Here is a 16,765-nt window from a genome sequence, read left to right as displayed (position 1 = left end):
TTCGCGGAACCGATTGCGCACGTTCCGTCACGAGGAATTCGCACGTTTTCAAGACACAGCACTTCGAGACACCGGCGGGACGACCCCTACTCCTCGGGTCTCACCGTCATCTCCGACGCCGCCTCGGGCCCCTCGGCCAGCAGAACCCGCAGGCCGGCCTCGTCGAGGATCGGCACACCGAGCTTGACCGCCTTGTCGAACTTGGAACCGGCGTTCTCCCCCACCACCACGAAGGAGGTCTTCTTCGACACCGACGCCGAGACCTTGCCGCCCCGGCCGGCGAGGGCCTCGCCCGCCTCGTCGCGGGTGAAGCCGGCGAGCGTGCCGGTCACCACGAAGGTCAGGCCGGCCAGGGTCTGCGGGAGCTGGTCGGCCGGGGGGTCGTCGACCATCCGGACCCCGGCGGCCGCCCACCGCTCGACGATCTCCCGGTGCCAGTCGACCGTGAACCAGTCGTGGATCGCCGCGGCCACGCGCGGTCCGACGCCCTCGACGGCGGCGAGCTCCTCCTCGGAGGCCTTCGCGATCGCGGGGATCGAGCGGAACTCGTCGGCGATCGCCTGGGCCGTCGGCGGGCCGACGTGCCGGATGGAGAGCGCGACGAGCACCCGCCAGACCGGCTGGTCCTTGGCCTTCTCCAGCTGCTCCAGCATCTTCTCGGCGTTCTTGCTCGGCTCGCCGCTCTGGTTGGCGAAGAAGGTGACGACCTTCTGCTCGCCGCTCTCCGGATCGGTCTTCGGCAGGCCGGTGTCGGGGTCGCGGACCACCGACCTGATCGGCAGCAGCTGCTCCATCGTCAGGTCGAACAGGTCCGCCTCGGTGCGGACCGGCGGCTCCTGCGGCGGCAGCGGCTGGGTCAGCGCGGTGGCCGCCACATAGCCCAGCCCCTCGATGTCGAACGCCCTGCGTCCGGCCGCGAAGAAGATGCGCTCGCGGAGCTGGGCGGGGCATGCCCGGGTGTTGGGGCAGCGCAGGTCGGCGTCGCCCTCCTTCTCGTACGCCAGCTCGGTGTCGCACTCCGGGCAGCGCTCCGGCATCACGAACTCGCGCTCGGTGCCGTCGCGCAGGTCGGCGACCGGGCCGACGATCTCGGGAATGACGTCGCCCGCCTTGCGCAGCACCACGGTGTCGCCGATCAGCACGCCCTTGCGCGCCACCTCGGAGGCGTTGTGCAGGGTGGCCCGCTCGACCGTCGAGCCCGCCACGACGATCGGCTCCATCACGCCGTACGGCGTGACCCGGCCGGTGCGGCCCACCGCGACCTGGATGTCGTGGAGCTTGGTGTTGACCTCCTCCGGCGGGTATTTGTAGGCGATCGCCCAGCGCGGGGCCCGGCTGGTGGAGCCCAGGTTGTTCTGCAGCTCGATGCGGTCGACCTTGACCACGACGCCGTCGATCTCGTAGGCCGGGTCGTGGCGGTGCTCGCGGTAGAACTCGATGAAGGCGTTGATGCCGTCGAGGTCGTCGACGACCTTGTAGAGGTCGCTGACCGGCAGGCCGAACCCCTTCAGCCGCTCGTAGACCTCCGACTGGGCGCGGGGCGCGGTGGCGCCCTCCCACCTGCCGACCCCGTGAACGATCATGTACAGCGGCCGCTGCGCGGTGACGCGCGGGTCCTTCTGCCGCAGGGAGCCCGCGGCGGAGTTGCGCGGGTTGGCGAACGGCGCCTTGCCCGCCTCGACCAGCTGCTCGTTGAGCTTCTCGAACTCCTCGACGGGAATGTAGACCTCGCCCCTGACCTCCACCACGTCGGGCACGTCGTCGCCGGTCAGGCGGTGCGGGACGTTGGCGATCGTGCGGACGTTGGCCGTCACGTCGTCGCCGACGCGGCCGTCGCCCCTGGTCGCGCCCCTGGTCAGGCGGCCCTTCTCGTAGAGCAGCGCGATCGCCAGGCCGTCGATCTTCAGCTCGCACAGGTAGGGCGCGGGGTCGCGCTCGGCCAGCCGCTCGGCCCTCGCCTGCCAGGAGGCGAGGTCGTCGGCGTTGAAGGCGTTGTCGAGGCTCTCCATCCGCTGCAGGTGCTTGACGGGGGTGAACTCGCTGGAGATCGGCGCGCCGATCTTCTGGGTGGGCGAGTCGGGCGTGCGGAGGGTCGGACTCTCCTCCTCCAGCTCGCGCAGCTCGCGCATCCACCCGTCGTACTGGGCGTCGCTCACGGTGGGCGAGTCGAGCACGTGGTAACGCCAGTTGGCCTCCTCGACCAGCTCGGTCAGCTCCGCGTGCCGCTCCAGCGCCGACACCGGCACACCCTCGACCTCAGCGCCCATCGCCCGTCTCTCCCCTCGTCGTGGCCCAGGACAAACGTATCTTCGAGCACCGACAATGTGATCCCGCCATTGCTCCGAGTTGGACAAGCCCTCGCCGCTCCCGTACGACACCGGCCGGGCGCGGTCGCGAGCGGCGCGCGGGGAATCGTACGGGAGCCGTACGGATCACTCGCCGGGGTCGTCCTGCAGCACGCGGGCGGCCTTGCGGCAGGCGGCCAGGGCCGCCCTGGCGTAGGCGGGCGAGGCCCCGGCCAGGCCGCAGGCGGGGGTGAGCACGACCTGCGAGGCCAGGGTCGAGGCGGGGAAGCCGAGGCGGCGCCAGAGCCCGACGGCGGGCTCGGCGACCACGTCGACGTCCGGGAGCCTGGTGTCCGCTCCCGGCACGACACCGAGGAACAGGGCGGTACCGGCCTCGACGGTCTCGCCGATCGCGTCCTCGTCGCGCCTCCTCATGAGGTGGGCGTCCAGCGAGACGCCTCCCACTCCCGCCGTGCGCAGCACCCCGAAGGGCACGCCGGGGGCGCAGCAGTGCACGACCGTGAACGTTCCCTCGGGGAGCACCGCCCCGAGCCGGTCGGCGACGATCTGGCGGTCGACGGCGGCGAGCCGCCCGAAGCCCGAGGCGGTCGGCACCGTGCCCATGAGGACGCCGGGCAGCCCCGGCTCGTCGATCTGGACCACGATCCGCGAGGCGCCGGGCACCCTGCGGCGCACGTCGGCGACGTGCGCGGCGAGCCCCTCGGTCAGGGAGTCCACCAGGTCGCGCACCGCGCCCGGATCGGCGAGCGTCTTGTCGCCGTACCGGAGCTCGATCGCCCCCGCCAGCGTCCACGGCCCGCACACCTGGATCTTGAAGGGCCCCTCGTACCCCTGGGTCACCTCCTCCAGCCCGTCGAGGTCGCGTACGAGATGGTCACGGGCGCGCTTGAAGTCGCGGCCCGGCCTGTCGGCGAACCGCCAGCCCGACGGCTGCACCTCGACGGGCAGCTCCAGCAGGAGTGACGCGGTGCGCCCGATCATGTCGGCGCCGACACCGCGGGCGGGCAGCTCGGGCAGGTACGGCAGCGCGGGCGACTCGCCGAAGGCGACCCTGACCGCCTCCGCGTGGTCCTCCCCCGGATGCGACCCGATGCCGGTCGCGGTCGCCTCGCCCCATGGGTACTGGCTCAAGCCTGCTCCTGGTCTCACATCGGTTCGCGTCGGGACGTGGGCGGGACCCGCCGGCGCCTGTCCGGCTCGCCCGCCCACGCCAGCTTATGACCGCCGGGTCGCGCCTCCGTCCGGGAGAATCCCGCCGCGCCGTGACGGCACGCGATCAAGCTGAGTAGGGTGCTGCCCGGTATTCACCCGTTTCTGGGGTCTTCTCGCTCTGGAGGCGTCTCGGCGTGGGGGCCGTTTCGCTCGGGGACCGTTTGTTCCGGGTCGTTCTGGGGGCGTTTCGTGATCGGTCGGATGCTCGTCACAGTGCTGGTGCTCGCGGCGATCGCGGCACCGCCGGCCGTGGCCGAGGTGGAGGCGCGAGCAGAGACGGGGCCGGGGACCTCGGGAACCGTCTCGACGGTGAAGGCGGGAAGCGCGGGAAGCGCGGGAAGCGCCTCGACGGTGAAGGCGGGCACAGCGGGGACGGGCGCCGCGCCGGTCAGGTGCAATCCCGGGCGCGGTACGACCAGCATCGGGGAGTCCTGGGCCCAGCGGCGGCTCAGCCTCCCCGAGGTGTGGGAGCTGACCAAGGGCGCCGGGGTGACCGTCGCGGTCGTCGACAGCGGGGTGGACACCAGGCACCCCCAGCTGAGAAGGACCCGGTCGATCGACCTGACCGCCACCGGGGCCCGCGACTGCCTCGGCCACGGTACGGCGGTGGCGGGCATCATCGCGGCGGCCGAGATGAAGGGGGTGCCCTTCACCGGGGTGGCGCCGCAGGCGAGGTTGATCTCCATCAAGCAGACCTCGGACGGCACCGGCGACGTGGGCCGGCTGGCCCTGGCCATCGTGCGGGCCGCCGAGCTGGGCGCCGACGTGATCAACGTGTCGGTCGAGGCGCGCGACCACGCCGACCTGCGCAACGCGGTCACCTACGCCCTCGCCATGGACGCGGTCGTGGTGGCCGCGGCCGGCAACGTGCAGAAGGAGGACGGCACCCCCGGGCCCGCCTACCCGGCCGCCTACGAGGGGGTCCTCTCGGTCGGGGCCGCCGGACCCGACGGGGCGAGGGCCGACTCGTCCAACGCCGTCACCCCCGTCTCCGTCCTGGCCCCCGGCAAGGGCGTCACGAGCACCTGGGCCGGGCGGGCCTACCGGGAGAACCTGGAGGGCACCAGCTTCGCCGCCCCGTACGTGGCCGGGGTGGTCGCGCTGGTCCGCGCCCGCCACCCGGGGCTGGACAACGTGCGGGTACGGCGGCGCGTCGAGCTGACCGCCAACGGCGGCGCGGGGGCGGGCACCGGGGCGGGAATGGTCAACCCGCTGCTGGCGGTCTCGGCGATCCTGCCGTCCGAGCAGGTGGCGCTCGCGCCGCGCCAGGCGGCCCCGCTGCCGGGGGACGCGGTGCGGCCGGCGCCTCCCGAGGACTCCCGGGCCATCTCGATCTCGCTCTGGGTCGCGCTGGGAGCGCTCGCCGTGGGCGTCCTGGTCACCGTGGCGGGCATCGCCGTCCCGATGGGGCGCCGGAGGGGCTGGCGGCCCGGCTCCGCCGAGAACCAAACATGACAAACGTATTAAAAACACGATCTAGTGCGTCAAATTTGGTTGGATGGTGCCCGATTAGCTTAAAGCGGCTTTATTGACAGCTGTGCTGGAAGGAATGCAATGGGGTATTTGCACCCATTACTGCCTGAAGATCCTAAGCGCATCGGTGTGTACATCCTGGCCGGCCGGCTCGACCCGGATCCAGGACACGCCGTCTACCTGGGACATCTTCCCGACGACGACACCATCCGCGTCATCCGCCTCCTGTCCGCCGAGCCGGAGGCCCCCGACCCCCGGGTGCGGGAGCGGATCACGAACGAGCTGCACGCCGCCAAGCGCGCCTCCGGGGCGCACACCGCCAGACTGCTGGAGGTCGGCTGGTTCGACGACCGCCCGTACGTGGTCCGCGAGCACATCGAGGGACCCACGCTGCGGCAGGCGGTGGCCGGGGACGGGCCGCTCACCGGGGACGCGCTGGAGCGGTTCGCCGTCGGCACGCTCACCGCGCTGACCGCCCTCCACCTGTCCGGCCTCGCCCACGGGTCGCTCACCCCGGACACCGTGCTGCTCGGCCCGGACGGTCCCCGCGTCTTCGACATCGGGCTCGACCCCGTCACGGGCGAGCGGGAGCCGGACTACCGCGCTCCCGAGCACATCCGCGAGGAGGCCGCCGCCACTCCCTCGGCGCCGGAGGCGAGCAGGCCCGCGGACCTCTTCGCCTGGGCGGCCACGGTCGTCTACGCCGCGACCGGGCGACCGCCCTTCGGCGGCCGGCCGGAGAGGGTCCTGGAAGGCCCCGCCGACCTGGCCGGCCTGCCCGCGGAGCTCCGGCCCGTCCTCGTCTCCTGCCTGGACAAGCGGTCGCAGGAGCGCCCGGACGCCAAGGCCGCCATGCTGCGCCTGCTCGGTGAGCCCGAGGCGCCGGACGCGTCGGCTTCCCTCCCCGGCGCCGCCGCCGATCCCGCGCTCCTCCCTCTCCCCGGCCTCGTCTCCGGCACCGTCTCGGGTACCGGAACGGACATCGGAGCGGGTGGCGGCGTGGAGGCGCGGCCGGGTACGGACGTCACGGGGGCCACGCGCGGGGACGACTCCCCGCCGGACGGGAACACCCCCGGCGCGGCCGTACCGCGACAGACGGAGCCCGCGACGTCGGTCTGGGGAGCTCCGCAGCTTCCCCGAGGCGCGTCCCCCGCTCCCGAAACCCCGGCCCCGGCGCCCGCGAAGGCCGCCGGGAACCGTCCGAGGACGGGCAACTTCTCGATGGCGCTGGCCGCCTGCGTCGGCGTGATCGTCCTGCTCTCCGGACTGGGACTGTGGGCCGCCGGGCGGTACACCGCCCTGAGCGAGCTGGAGCGGGCCTCCGCCGACGGCGCGATGCCCGAGGTGTCACTCGGGCTGGCGGACCAGTCACGGGACGAGCCGCAGGGGCAGGACCCGGTGCAGAACACCGGTGACGACCCCGCGGGCAAGGTGACCGTGCCCTGGGGGACGACGCCCGACCCCCAGGTCGCGGAGGTGGGGCCGCTGCAGCTGCCCAGCGACGCCCCCACCGGCCTGCCCCAGGTCCCGACCATCGGCGCGTACACCAATCCTCCGGTGCCGGTGCCGACCGCGCCGCTCACCACGGTTCCGACCGCGCCCGCGGTGCCGACGCCCACGGCCGGGGTGCCCTCCGCCGCGGCGTCGTCCACGTCGGCGGTCCAGCCGACACCGACGCCGACCCCGTCCCTGACCGTCGAGCCTGAGCAGCCTCCGACCGGGACGCCGACCCCGGTCCCGAGCCCCACCCCCACCCTGGCCCCGCCGGGCACTCCGGGGCCGGATCCCACCCCGACGCCGACCCTGCCCCAGGGGACTCCCGGCCTGACTCCCACCCCGACTCCGACTCCGGCCAGACCGTCCGTCAAGCCCACGCAGACGGCGAGACCCACCCAGACGGTGAGACCCACGCAGACAGTGAGACCCACCCAAACAGTGAGACCCACGCAGACAGTGAGGCCCACCCAGACGGTGAGGCCCACGCAGACGGTGAGACCCACCCAAACGGTGAGGCCCACGCAGACAGTGAGGCCCACGCAGACAGTGAGGCCCACGCAGACGAGCAAACCGACGGTGCGGCCCACCACGCCCACGCCCACGTTCGCGCGACCCTCGTCGTCCCCGCCGCCGGCGCAGCGCATCAACCCCTACACCCCGGAGAAGGTCTGCGGGCTGAACTACTCGGTGCAGCGACAGGTCCCGTTCAAGGGCGGGATCGTCTACCAGCTCTTCAACGGCGTCACGAAGAACACCTGCGTGGTCACCATGAAGAGCGCGAACGTGGGCGTCGCGTCCCCGCTCTGGGCCACCCTCGAGGTGCAGGGTGGTCTGTCCAAGAGCGACCGCGGCAACTACGAGTACTACGCGGGCCCGGTCGTCCTGTCCGCCCAGGGCAAGTGCGTGCGCTTCAACGGTGGCAGCCCCGCCGGTTCCTCCGCTGTCGACTGGGGGAGTTGCAAGTAATGCGCGGCGAGCGGGAGAGCGTGCCGGGCATGTCCGGCGGGCCGTACTCACCGACCGGTGATCCGGAGACGGACCGGCTTCTCGCGGTGATCGAGGAGCAGACGACCCGGATGGAGGAGGTCGGCCAGAACCTGGCCGAGGCCAGGGGGCGCGGCGAGTCGGCCGGCGGCCACGTGTCGGTGGAGGTACTGGCCAGCGGCGCGCTGGCGGCCCTCCGCATCGACCCGCGCGCCCTCCGCCTGGGCTCCGAGGCCCTCGCGGAGGCGATCCTGGAGGCCTCGGGCGAGGCGACCAGGGACGCGGCCGAGCAGACCGGCGCGTTGCTGAACTCACTCCTGGAGGACCCCTTCAGGGGCTGACCCGCCGGCCGGTTCACCGGCCGGCCCCGACGACGGGGTCCGGCCCCGGGCAAAGGCCCGGGGCCGGACTTCCGGAGGTACGGGAAGTGCGCCGCCCCGGTCAGGCGGGCGGCTTGGCCGTGCGGGAGCCGTGCACGATGATCTTGGAGATCCACTGCTCCCAGGTGGGGAGGGCGGGATCTCCCTGGAGGGTGTTGTCCGCCACGGTGTACATCCCCGAGCCGACCAGCCGGGACATCAGGTTGCCCGCCGCATCACCGGGAAACGCCTTGCCCCAGGGGCCGATCTTGGTCAGGTCGTAGGCGCCGTTGAAGGCCATGTTGCTGGCGAAGCCCCGGCCGAACTGCTTGAAGTTCTCGCCCGCGCCGGTGACGTCGTTGCCGGTGAGGTCCTTCTTGACCCCGGCGAGCTCGAAGATGCTCCACTGGAGCGCCTGCTGGCCGCCCGCGTAGGCCAGGCTGTCGCCAAGGTAGTAGAACGAGTTGTAGATGATCTTCTCGACGCTGATCTTGAAGATCTTCATCTGCAGGATCGCGCGGCCCTTGAGGAACCTGTCCATGATCTGCTTCTGCACGGCCGCCCCGATGCCCGCGGTGGCCCAGGCCCAGGCCACCGTGTAGACCATGTTCACCCAGGCCTGGATGGCGAGCACGATCAGCACGTACTGGGTGATCTCCACGGACTGGGCGTAGTCGCGGCAGGCCTTGGCGATCGCCCTGCAGAATTTGGCGACCTCGTCGGGGTAGGGACGGATCTTTCCCGTCCACAGCTTTTCGAACTCCTGCACGGCCGCGCCGCCGTTGTTCTTCCAGACCTGCTCGGCGACACCGTTCGCGTCGGCGCCGGCGCGCTCGATGGTCTCGGCCAGGCCCTCCCAGATGTCCGCCGCGCTGCGCAGCTTGTCCGGGTCGCCCTCCGGCCAGGCCACGCCGAGCATGGACGTGACGAACGCGGCGCCGCCGATGGAGCCGGCCCCCATCGCGGTCTTGACCGGGTTGGCCTTGGCGAACGCCCCCACCGCCCCCAGGGGTCCCGGGGCCCCCAGCGGTCCCAGGCCGCTCATTCGAGCTCGGCCTTGCTGGTGGGAACGCTGATCTTGGGGCCGACGACCGCTTTGACCATCTCCTCGACCGTGGCCCAGTTGGCCCCGGTGACGTTGTCGCCGACCAGGCCCAGGTTGTCGCCGATCTTGCGATAGCCGTCCCTGATGCCCTCGACGTGGGACTTGGCCTCGTCCCTCGCGGCGAGGTAGCCCGTGCCGCCCGAGGCGCCCGCGAACTTCTGGCCGACCTCGTCGTTGCCCCAGAAGGCCCCCAGCGCCTCGAGGTCGTTCATGGCCTTGGCGAAGGCCGTGCCGAGCTCGTCGCTCTCGGTGTGGAAGTCTTCCTTGCGTTTTTTCAGGTCGGCCGGACTGATGTCCGTCGGTTCCGGAGAGTATGCCAAGAGGTCCCCCTGAACGTGACACACGTTTAGGGAGTGATGCTAGTCATCCTTTGTTGCGAAAAAATACCCTTTATCGTCGATTCCTGTTCACTTCTCGGGCTCGGGCTGGGCGACGAACGCGGTCTGGATGAGACGCACGCCGTTCCTCCGGTCGGAGAGATAGGCGCGTCCCGGCGGCAGCGCGTGCGGGCGCACCCCGAACAGCACGCCCTCGTCCTTGTGGCCCGACATCATGACGGCCGGGGTGGCCATGTCCTTGAGCCGCTGGAGCACCGGGTCGAACATGGCCCGTCCCGCGCCGCCCATCGCGCGGGCCAGCACCAGGTGCAGGCCGATGTCGCGAGCCTGGGGCAGCAGGTCGAGCAGCGCGCCGAGCGGGTTGGCTCCCGAGGCCACCACGTCGTAGTCGTCGACCACGATGTAGATGTCCGCCCCCTTCCACCAGCCGCGCGACCGCAGTTCCTCGGGCGAGAGGTTCCCCGGGGGGAGCCGCTTGATCAGTGACTCCCTGATCTCGGCGATGAACTCGGTGGCGGCGGTCGAGGAGGCCGCGTACCCGATGCGGTGCTCGGTGTAGGCGGCGTCCAGCAGCGAGCGGCGGTAGTCGATGACGACGAGGCGGGCCTGCGCGGGCTCGTGGCGGGCCACGACGCCCTCGGCCACCAGGCGCAGCAGGTTGGACTTGCCGCTCTCGTTGTCGCCGATGACGACCAGGTGGGGATCGGCGTCGAAGTCGGCGAGCACCGGCGAGAGGGTGCTCTCGTCGATGCCCAGCGGGATGCGCGCGCCGGTCTCCTCGGGGCCCGGCAGGCTCTCCGGCGCGAGGACGGCGGGCAGCAGCCGCACCCTGGGGGCGGGCGGGCCCTGCCAGGCGGTGGCGACGGACTCGACCATCGCCCGGGTGGCGACGGGCAGGTCGTCGCTCCGGTCGCCGCCGTCGACGCGGGGCAGCGCGCTCAGGAAGTGCAGGCCGTCGCGGGTCAGGCCGCGCCCCGGCACGCCCTCGGGAACCGCCATCGCGGTCCTGCGGTTCACCTCGGACTCGTAGGCGTCACCCAGCCTCAGCTCCACCCGGGAGCCGAACAGGTCGCGGATGGACGGCCGGAACTCCGACCACTTGTTGGTCGCCGCGACCACGTGGATGCCGTAGCTGAGGCCGCGGGCGGCCAGCTCGGTGATCGTGGGCTCCAGAGACTCGAACTCCTGGCGAACCGTGAGCCAGCCGTCAACGACGAGGAAGACGTCCCCGAAGCCGCCGGGGTCCACGGTCCCCGCGGCGATCTGGCGCCGGTAAGCGGTGATCGAGTCGATGCCCCGCTCGGCGAACTCGCGCTCTCGCCGCGCGAGCAGCGTGGTGACCTCGGCGACGGTACGGCGGACCCGGTCGGCGTCCAGCCGGTTGGCCACCCCGCCGACGTGCGGCAGGCCCTCCAGCGAGGCGAGGGCGCCGCCGCCGAAGTCCAGGCAGTAGAACTGCACCTCGGCGGGGGTGTGGGTGAGGGCGAGACCGGCGATCAGCGTGCGCAGCACGGTGCTCTTGCCGCTCTGCGGGCCGCCGGCCACGGCCAGGTGCCCGGCGGAGCCCGACAGATCGAGCCAGTACGGGTCGCGCCGCTGCTCGAAGGGACGGTCCACGACGCCGAGCAGCGCGTGCAACCCCCCGCGTCCCTGCCAGTGCGCGGTCGTCAGGCCGTGCTGCGGGGTGACGGACAGGGGCGGCAGGAGCTGGTCCAGCGAGGGCGGCTCGGCCAGCGGCGGCAGCCAGATCCGGTGCGCGGGCGGGCCCTGCCCGCCCAGCCTGCGGACCACGACGTCGAGCAGCGTGTCGCGCCCCGCGCTGACGGTCTCCGGTTCCTCCTCGAGCTCGGGCTGGACGGGAGGCGCGATGTAGGCGGGACCGTACGGGACGATCTGCCGCCCCTCGGCCCGCTCGCGCCGCACGACCCGCCGCTCGGGGGTGTAGGGCCCGGAGACGTACGCGGCCTTGAAGCGGACCATGCCGGTGGTGTCGAACTTCAGGAAGGCGTTGCCCGGCGCCGAGGGCAGCTCGTAGGCGTCGGTCACGCCGAGCACCACCCGGCTCTCCATCGCCGAGAAGGTCCGCAGGCCGATCCGGTACGACAGGTGGGTGTCCAGGCCGCGCAGCCTGCCCTCCTCCAGCCGTTGCGAGGCCAGTAGCAGGTGCACCCCCAGGGACCTGCCGAGACGGCCGATCATCACGAAGAGCTCGATGAACTCGGGCTTGGCCGACAGCAACTCGCTGAACTCGTCCAGCACCACGAAGAGGGTGGGCATCGGGCGCAGGTCGGCCCCCTGCTCCCTGGCCTGCTCGTAGTCGCGCAGCGAGGCGTAGTTCCCGGCGGCGCGGAGCAGCTCCTGGCGCCGCACCATCTCGCCGTGCAGGGCGGCGTGCATGCGGTCGACCAGCGGCAGCTCGTCGGCGAGGTTGGTGATGACGGCCGAGACGTGCGGCAGGGAGTCCATGCCCAGGAAGGTCGCGCCGCCCTTGAAGTCGACGAGCACGAAGTTCAGGACCTCCGACGAGTGCGCGACGGCGAGCCCGAGCACCAGCGTGCGCAGCAGCTCGCTCTTGCCGGAGCCGGTGGCGCCGATGACCAGGCCGTGCGGGCCCATGCCGCCCTGCGCCGACTCCTTGATGTCCAGTTCGACCGGGCGCCCGTCGGTCCCGACGCCGATCGGCACCCGCAGCCGGTTGCGCGGCGCCCTGGGACGCCAGAGCAGCGCCGGGTCCAGCCCCGCGGCGTCGCCGAGCCCCAGCAGCTCGGCCAGCGTGGTGTCGGCGGCGAGCGCGTCACCGCCCCCGGCTCCGGCCGGGGAGCCGCGCAGCGGGGCCAGCCGCCTGGCGAGCCCGTCGGCCTGCAGGTACGAGAACCGGTCGGGCCTGCCGAGCGGCGTGACGACCTCCTTGCCCGCCTGGTCGGTGGTGACCCGGCTGAACAGGTCCTCGGTGACGCGCAGCCTGAGCATCGTCTTCTCGCCCGCCGGGGTGGTGGTCCCGTCGAGGTCGATGAGGGTGACCCCCTCGATCGCGTCGGCGCCCAGCGGGGAGTCCTGCGGGACGTGCCCGCCGTCGATGATCACGACGTGGTACGGGAGCGCCTCGGCGGAGACGCCCGGCTTGAACCGGGCCCGGTTCTTGAAGTCGGCGCCCAGCAGCCGGTCGAGCTCGCCCAGGTCGTCGGTCATGAGGCGGACGGGCCCCGCGGCGTCGGCCTCGTGCGGGTGCAGGGCGTGCGGGAGCCACTTGATCCACTCCCAGTGGGCCATCCACTCCTTGGACGCGCACACCGCGATCCTGAGCTCGTCCGGCGAGTGGAAGACGGCCAGCTGGCCGACGAGCGCCCTCACCATGTCGCGGACGGCCGCCTCCGGGCCGGTGGGCCTGACCCTGGCGAAGGAGTGCAGGGAGATGGCGATGGGCAGGTCCGCCACCGTCGAATGGGCGCGGACGAAGCGGCGCAACGCCCCGGCGGACATGGCGTCCAGGTCCTCGACCGGCTTGGACTCCGGCGGTATGAGCTGGACGGCCAGGCGCTGGGAGCCGGTGCCCACCCGGACGGCGCCGAAGTCGGCGTCCGAGGGCCGCCGCTCCCACAGGCGGGCGCTCAGCGCGATCGTCCAGAGGGCGTCGGGGTCGGGGCCGTTCCAGTTGAGCGCCTCGCGCTGCCTGGCCGCCGCGCGCCTGACCTTGGCGCGGGTCTGGGACAGGTAGCGGAAGTAGTCGCGGCGCAGGCCGTTGAGCCGCTGCTTGCGCTCCCCGCCCGCCCGGCCCATCTGGCCGATGGTCATGCCGACCATGGAGAGCGCGAACATGCCGCTGGCCACGTACATGATCGGGTTCCCGCCGCCGCCGCCGGCGAACATCAGCCCCATCGCGGCGCCGCCGGCCACCATCGGCAGGTACATGAGCACCTGCGTGAACCCCGCCGAGGTGGTCTCCGGGATCTCGGGCGGCGACTCCAGGAGGATCTCGCCGCGCGGCGCCGCCGGAGGTGGACGCCGCTCGGGACGCCGGACGACCACGATGCCCACTTCGCCCCCGATGTGAGTTAAGCAAATATTGTCCAGTCCGGAGTACCGTAGCGAAACCGTCCCCCGGGTTCGACGGAATCTTCGAGAACGCCTCGGGACCGATACCGGGTGATCGCGGAGGTGGATCCCCGCGCCCCGCGGACCGGATGAGCGCCGGGTGGTCACGGGGTGAACACCGTGCACGCGGACCGGATGAGCGCCGGGTGATCGCGGGGTGAACACCGTGCACCTCGCCCCCCGACGGGTGCCGGGTGATCGCGGAGGTGACTACCATGCGCCCTGTGAACCAGGTGACCGCAATCCCCCAGTGCCGCATCACCGTCGTCACCCCGCGCCGCCGGGTCGACCTGGCGGTGCCCGCGGACCTCCCCCTCGCCCACCTGCTGCCCGATCTGCTCGCCGCCACCGGCGAGAGCGCCGAGCAGATCGCTCCCGCCGGCGGCTGGGGGCTCCAGCGGATCGGCGCGGCCCCCATGCCCTCGGGCGCGGGCCTGTCCGAACTGGGCATCAGGGACGGCGAGGTCCTCTACCTGCTCCCCCGCTCGTCCCAGCTGCCCGAGGCGATCTTCGACGACGTCGCCGACACCGTGGCGACCGGCGTCAAGGAGCGGACCGGCCGCTGGCGGGCCGCGCACACCAGGGGCGCGGGGCTGGGCACCGCGGCGCTGTCGATGGTCGCCGCGTTCGCGGTGCTCGTGGCGAGCGGACCGCCCTGGGGGCCGGTCGTCGCCTTCGCCGGGGCGTGCGCGATCCTCGCCGTCGTGGCGAGCGCCGCGCTCTCCAGGGCCGTGGGCGACGGCCGGGCCGGTGCGACCATCGGCTACACCGCGCTGCCGCACGCCTTCCTGGCCGGGGCCTGCGTACCGGCTCCCCCCGCCGGTCCCGCCGTGTTCGGGGCGCCCAACCTGCTGGCCGGGTTCGCGGTGACCGCGCTGGTCGCCACCGTGACCGGCTGGGTCGTCGCCGAGGGACTGCCCAACTTCTTCGGCGTCGGGCTGGCCGCGGTGATCGGGACGATCTGCTCGGCGATCGTCATGTTCACCGAGGCGCCCGCCGCCGGGGTGGCCGCGCTGGCCGCCGCGATAACCCTGGCCTGCGCTCCCCTCATCCCGACGACGTCCTTCCGGCTGGCGCGGCTCCCGCTGCCCACGCTGCCCGCCAACGCCGAGGAACTGCGCGGCGACACCGACGACATCGACGGCGCGGACATCCGGCGGCGCGCGACGGAGGCCGAGCGGTTCGCGACCGGCCTGACCGCGGGCGTCGCCCTGGTGGCGCTGGGCACGCTGCCGGTCCTGCTCACCGCGAGCGGGTGGACCGCCCCCGCGACCCTGGTCACGCTCTCGCTGGCGCTGCTGATGCGCGCCCGCGTCTTCCAGGGGACCGGTCAGCGCCTCTGGCTGCTCGGCTCGGGACTGACCGGGCTGCTGGCGCTGACCCTGGGCCTGGCGTTCACCGCGCCGGACTCGGCCTTCGCGGTGACGATCGGCCTGGTGTGCGCGGCGGCGCTGGCGGGCGGGATGGCACTGTTCCTCCCGCAGCGGCGCCCCTCCCCCTTCTGGGGACGCGCGGGGGACATCGTGGAGTTCTGCCTGATCCTGGCCCTGCTCCCGCTCGCGCTCGGGGTGATGGACGTGTACGCGGCCGTCAGGGGCCTGTCGGGCTGACCGGGGTCCCCCGGTCGGAAGCCCGTGCCGTCCGGGTCCCGCCCGGACGGCACGGTCAGTCTCGTCCCAGGTCGTCCAGGGTGCGGGCCAGATCCTGGCTGATGTCCTCGAAACGGCGCCGGGCGTCGGCCATGTCCAGCGGGAGCGGGTCGCCACCGGTGGCGGCGCGGAGCAGTTCCTCGTTCGCGCGCCCGGCGGCCTCCTGGGCGGCGCGGACCGCCTCGGTCACCGCCTCGGCGACGGCCTGGCTGTCCAGGCGCATGATGCGCGGCTCAAGGGTGATCTCCTTGATCCGCCCGGCGCCGTCCACCAGGGCACGGGCCAGGCCGTCGGCGCCGGACCCCTCGCCGGTGACGGTCTCCAGCTCGCCGAAGACCCCGCCGAGCCGCCGCAGGGTCTCCTCGCTCTGCCGTACGACGGCGTCCAGGTCCTCCAGGCGCAGGTTCTCGGGGTTTCCCAGGCGCAGGTTCTCGGGGTTTCCCAGGCGCAGGTTCTCGGGGATGAGGTCGCTCACTTGTACGGCTCCGGCATCTCTTTCTTGGGGGACAGCCACTCGAACGTCCCGCCCTTGGGCAACTGCGGCGCCTGGCCGGGGGCGACGGCGGGCGCCTGCCGGTACGGCAGGAGCGAGGGGTCGATCCTCGCCTTCGTGAAGTCGACCTTGGCCGAGCCGGTGGGCTCCAGGTTGAACGACTGGACCCACGCCTTGCCGGAGAAGTAGACCGACATGCTTCCGGCCACCGAGGCGACGAGCTTGCCCAGCGCCCCGGTAGAGACGGCGATGACCTGGCTGGCCAGGGTGCCCAGCATCTTCAGGTTGACCATGGCGTTAGCCGCGTACGGGGTCGCCAGCATGGCCGCCGCGATCGTGGCGAGGGCCAGCAGGGTGGCCGCGATCTTGGCGATGGCGAGCCAGTACGCGCGGTAGGCGTCCCCCAGCTCGTCCACGATCCCGGCGACGTTCTTGACGTAGGCGCGCAGGCTCTCCAGCGCCTCCTGCATCCGCTGGACGGCGTCGTCGAACGCCTCCCTGTCGTCGGCGATCCAGCCGTCCTTCTCCTTGGTGAGCAGGATGGCGACGTAGCTCTTCACCGCGGTGTCCAGGCGCGAGTGAACGGACTCCCAGTTGTTGTAGGCGTCGGCCATGCCCGGCACGTTCGCCACGGCGGTGCTCGCGATCGCCACGCCCGCCCAGGCCGTGGGCGCCAGCCTGGCACCGCCCTTGAGGGTGGACAGGACCTTGGTGGAGTTCGTGATCACCCCCTTGGCGCTCTTGCCCGCCGTCAGCGGGCTCGGCCTCCCACCCGGTCTCGCGGTCATCTCGGCTCCCCCTGGTTCACTGACGACCGGTCCACTGGTAACCGGCTCACTGGTACACGACGGTGCTGTCGTCCTCCGCGGTCCGCCAGTTGACGCGGGCGGTGGTCAGCGCGACCGTCCACGACTCCAGCACCTCCACCGCGTCGTCGAACTTCTCCCCGACGTCCCGCTGGACCTCCCGGTAGCGCATCCCGACCGCGAGCTCGCCGACCGCTCCCCAGCCGGGAAATCCGACCGTCGTGTCGCCCAGCATCGCGCGCAGCTCCCTGATCCTCGGGATGACGTCCTCCTCGATCTCCTTGCGAATGCTCTCGATCGCCTTGGAGGTGACGTACTTCTCCTGGGTCATCCGGCCTCCGTGATCACGTGTTCCCGGACATCTCCTACCATCCCGATCCGGTCCTCCCCTCCCCCTCGAAAGCCTGTTCACGGGGTCGCCGACGGCCGGAAACGTTCGGTATCACCGCCG

General features: G+C 72.4%; 12 protein-coding genes. 4 read left to right on the top strand and 8 right to left on the bottom strand.

The window, feature by feature from the left end:
• Positions 1-86: 86 nt before the first annotated feature.
• Positions 87-2,267, bottom strand: coding sequence for an NAD-dependent DNA ligase LigA (ligA, locus tag ACVCAG_RS03880; RefSeq protein WP_440084554.1), 2,181 nt, complete (start codon positions 2,265-2,267; stop codon positions 87-89).
• Between the two features lie 165 nt (positions 2,268-2,432).
• Positions 2,433-3,437 (bottom strand): methionine synthase, encoded by a 1,005-nt coding sequence (locus ACVCAG_RS03875; protein ID WP_447189457.1) that lies wholly within the window; start codon positions 3,435-3,437, stop codon positions 2,433-2,435.
• Positions 3,438-3,719: 282 nt separating this feature from the next.
• On the opposite strand from ACVCAG_RS03875, the gene ACVCAG_RS03870 reads away from it, so the two are divergent.
• The 3 genes from ACVCAG_RS03870 (at position 3,720) to ACVCAG_RS03860 (ending at position 7,813) form a co-directional block, all read left to right on the top strand.
• Positions 3,720-4,973, top strand: coding sequence for a S8 family serine peptidase (locus ACVCAG_RS03870; protein WP_447189456.1), 1,254 nt, complete (start codon positions 3,720-3,722; stop codon positions 4,971-4,973).
• Between the two features lie 147 nt (positions 4,974-5,120).
• Positions 5,121-7,454: a protein kinase domain-containing protein gene (locus ACVCAG_RS03865; RefSeq protein WP_447189455.1), complete on the top strand. Its 2,334-nt coding sequence runs from the start codon at positions 5,121-5,123 to the stop codon at positions 7,452-7,454.
• The gene (locus ACVCAG_RS03860) at positions 7,454-7,813 is read left to right on the top strand and encodes a YbaB/EbfC family nucleoid-associated protein (RefSeq protein WP_440084550.1); all 360 of its coding nucleotides are present in this window, start codon (positions 7,454-7,456) and stop codon (positions 7,811-7,813) included. The genes ACVCAG_RS03865 and ACVCAG_RS03860 overlap by 1 nt, the downstream gene beginning before the upstream one ends.
• Positions 7,814-7,913: 100 nt before the next feature.
• Here ACVCAG_RS03860 and ACVCAG_RS03855 read toward each other — a convergent pair whose 3' ends face one another.
• From ACVCAG_RS03855 to eccCa, 3 genes are all read right to left on the bottom strand, one after another.
• Positions 7,914-8,876, bottom strand: a complete 963-nt coding sequence (locus tag ACVCAG_RS03855; RefSeq protein ID WP_440084549.1) for a WXG100-like domain-containing protein — start codon at positions 8,874-8,876, stop codon at positions 7,914-7,916.
• Positions 8,873-9,256, bottom strand: a complete 384-nt coding sequence (locus ACVCAG_RS03850) for a hypothetical protein (protein WP_440084548.1) — start codon at positions 9,254-9,256, stop codon at positions 8,873-8,875. The genes ACVCAG_RS03855 and ACVCAG_RS03850 overlap by 4 nt, the downstream gene beginning before the upstream one ends.
• Positions 9,257-9,343: 87 nt before the next feature.
• The gene (gene eccCa / locus ACVCAG_RS03845) at positions 9,344-13,309 is read right to left on the bottom strand and encodes a type VII secretion protein EccCa (RefSeq protein ID WP_447189454.1); all 3,966 of its coding nucleotides are present in this window, start codon (positions 13,307-13,309) and stop codon (positions 9,344-9,346) included.
• Positions 13,310-13,590: 281 nt separating this feature from the next.
• Here eccCa and eccD point away from each other — a divergent pair, with 281 nt between their 5' ends.
• Positions 13,591-14,976 carry a type VII secretion integral membrane protein EccD gene (gene eccD / locus ACVCAG_RS03840; RefSeq protein ID WP_447189453.1) on the top strand — a complete coding sequence of 462 codons (1,386 nt, stop codon included), beginning with the start codon at positions 13,591-13,593 and terminating at the stop codon, positions 14,974-14,976.
• A 55-nt stretch (positions 14,977-15,031) separates the two neighbouring features.
• Here eccD and ACVCAG_RS03835 read toward each other — a convergent pair whose 3' ends face one another.
• Genes ACVCAG_RS03835 through ACVCAG_RS03825 form a run of 3 tightly spaced genes read right to left on the bottom strand, consistent with a single transcriptional unit; the run spans position 15,032 to position 16,645 of the window.
• Complete coding sequence (locus ACVCAG_RS03835) at positions 15,032-15,490, bottom strand: YbaB/EbfC family nucleoid-associated protein (RefSeq protein ID WP_447189452.1); 459 nt, start codon at positions 15,488-15,490, stop codon at positions 15,032-15,034.
• Positions 15,487-16,296: a hypothetical protein gene (locus ACVCAG_RS03830; protein ID WP_440084544.1), complete on the bottom strand. Its 810-nt coding sequence runs from the start codon at positions 16,294-16,296 to the stop codon at positions 15,487-15,489. The genes ACVCAG_RS03835 and ACVCAG_RS03830 overlap by 4 nt, the downstream gene beginning before the upstream one ends.
• 46 nt (positions 16,297-16,342) lie before the next feature.
• Entirely contained in the window at positions 16,343-16,645 is a 303-nt protein-coding gene (locus ACVCAG_RS03825) for a hypothetical protein (protein WP_440069160.1), read from the bottom strand.
• Positions 16,646-16,765 lie beyond the last annotated feature (120 nt).

The sequence above is a fragment of the Streptosporangium sp. G12 genome (genome assembly GCF_052983175.1).
Note: the sequence above shows the minus strand (reverse complement) of the source record. Positions and strands in the feature narration are given on the sequence as shown.

What these genes read in the sequence shown, in the direction of transcription:
- ACVCAG_RS03870 (WP_447189456.1), top strand. Translation starts at nt 3,720, where the DNA reads ATGCTCGTCACAGTGCTGGTGCTCGCGGCGATCGCGGCACCGCCGGCC.
- ligA (WP_440084554.1), bottom strand. Translation starts at nt 2,267, where the DNA reads ATGGGCGCTGAGGTCGAGGGTGTGCCGGTGTCGGCGCTGGAGCGGCAC.
- ACVCAG_RS03825 (WP_440069160.1), bottom strand. Translation starts at nt 16,645, where the DNA reads ATGACCCAGGAGAAGTACGTCACCTCCAAGGCGATCGAGAGCATTCGC.
- ACVCAG_RS03855 (WP_440084549.1), bottom strand. Translation starts at nt 8,876, where the DNA reads ATGAGCGGCCTGGGACCGCTGGGGGCCCCGGGACCCCTGGGGGCGGTG.
- ACVCAG_RS03860 (WP_440084550.1), top strand. Translation starts at nt 7,454, where the DNA reads ATGCGCGGCGAGCGGGAGAGCGTGCCGGGCATGTCCGGCGGGCCGTAC.
- ACVCAG_RS03830 (WP_440084544.1), bottom strand. Translation starts at nt 16,296, where the DNA reads ATGACCGCGAGACCGGGTGGGAGGCCGAGCCCGCTGACGGCGGGCAAG.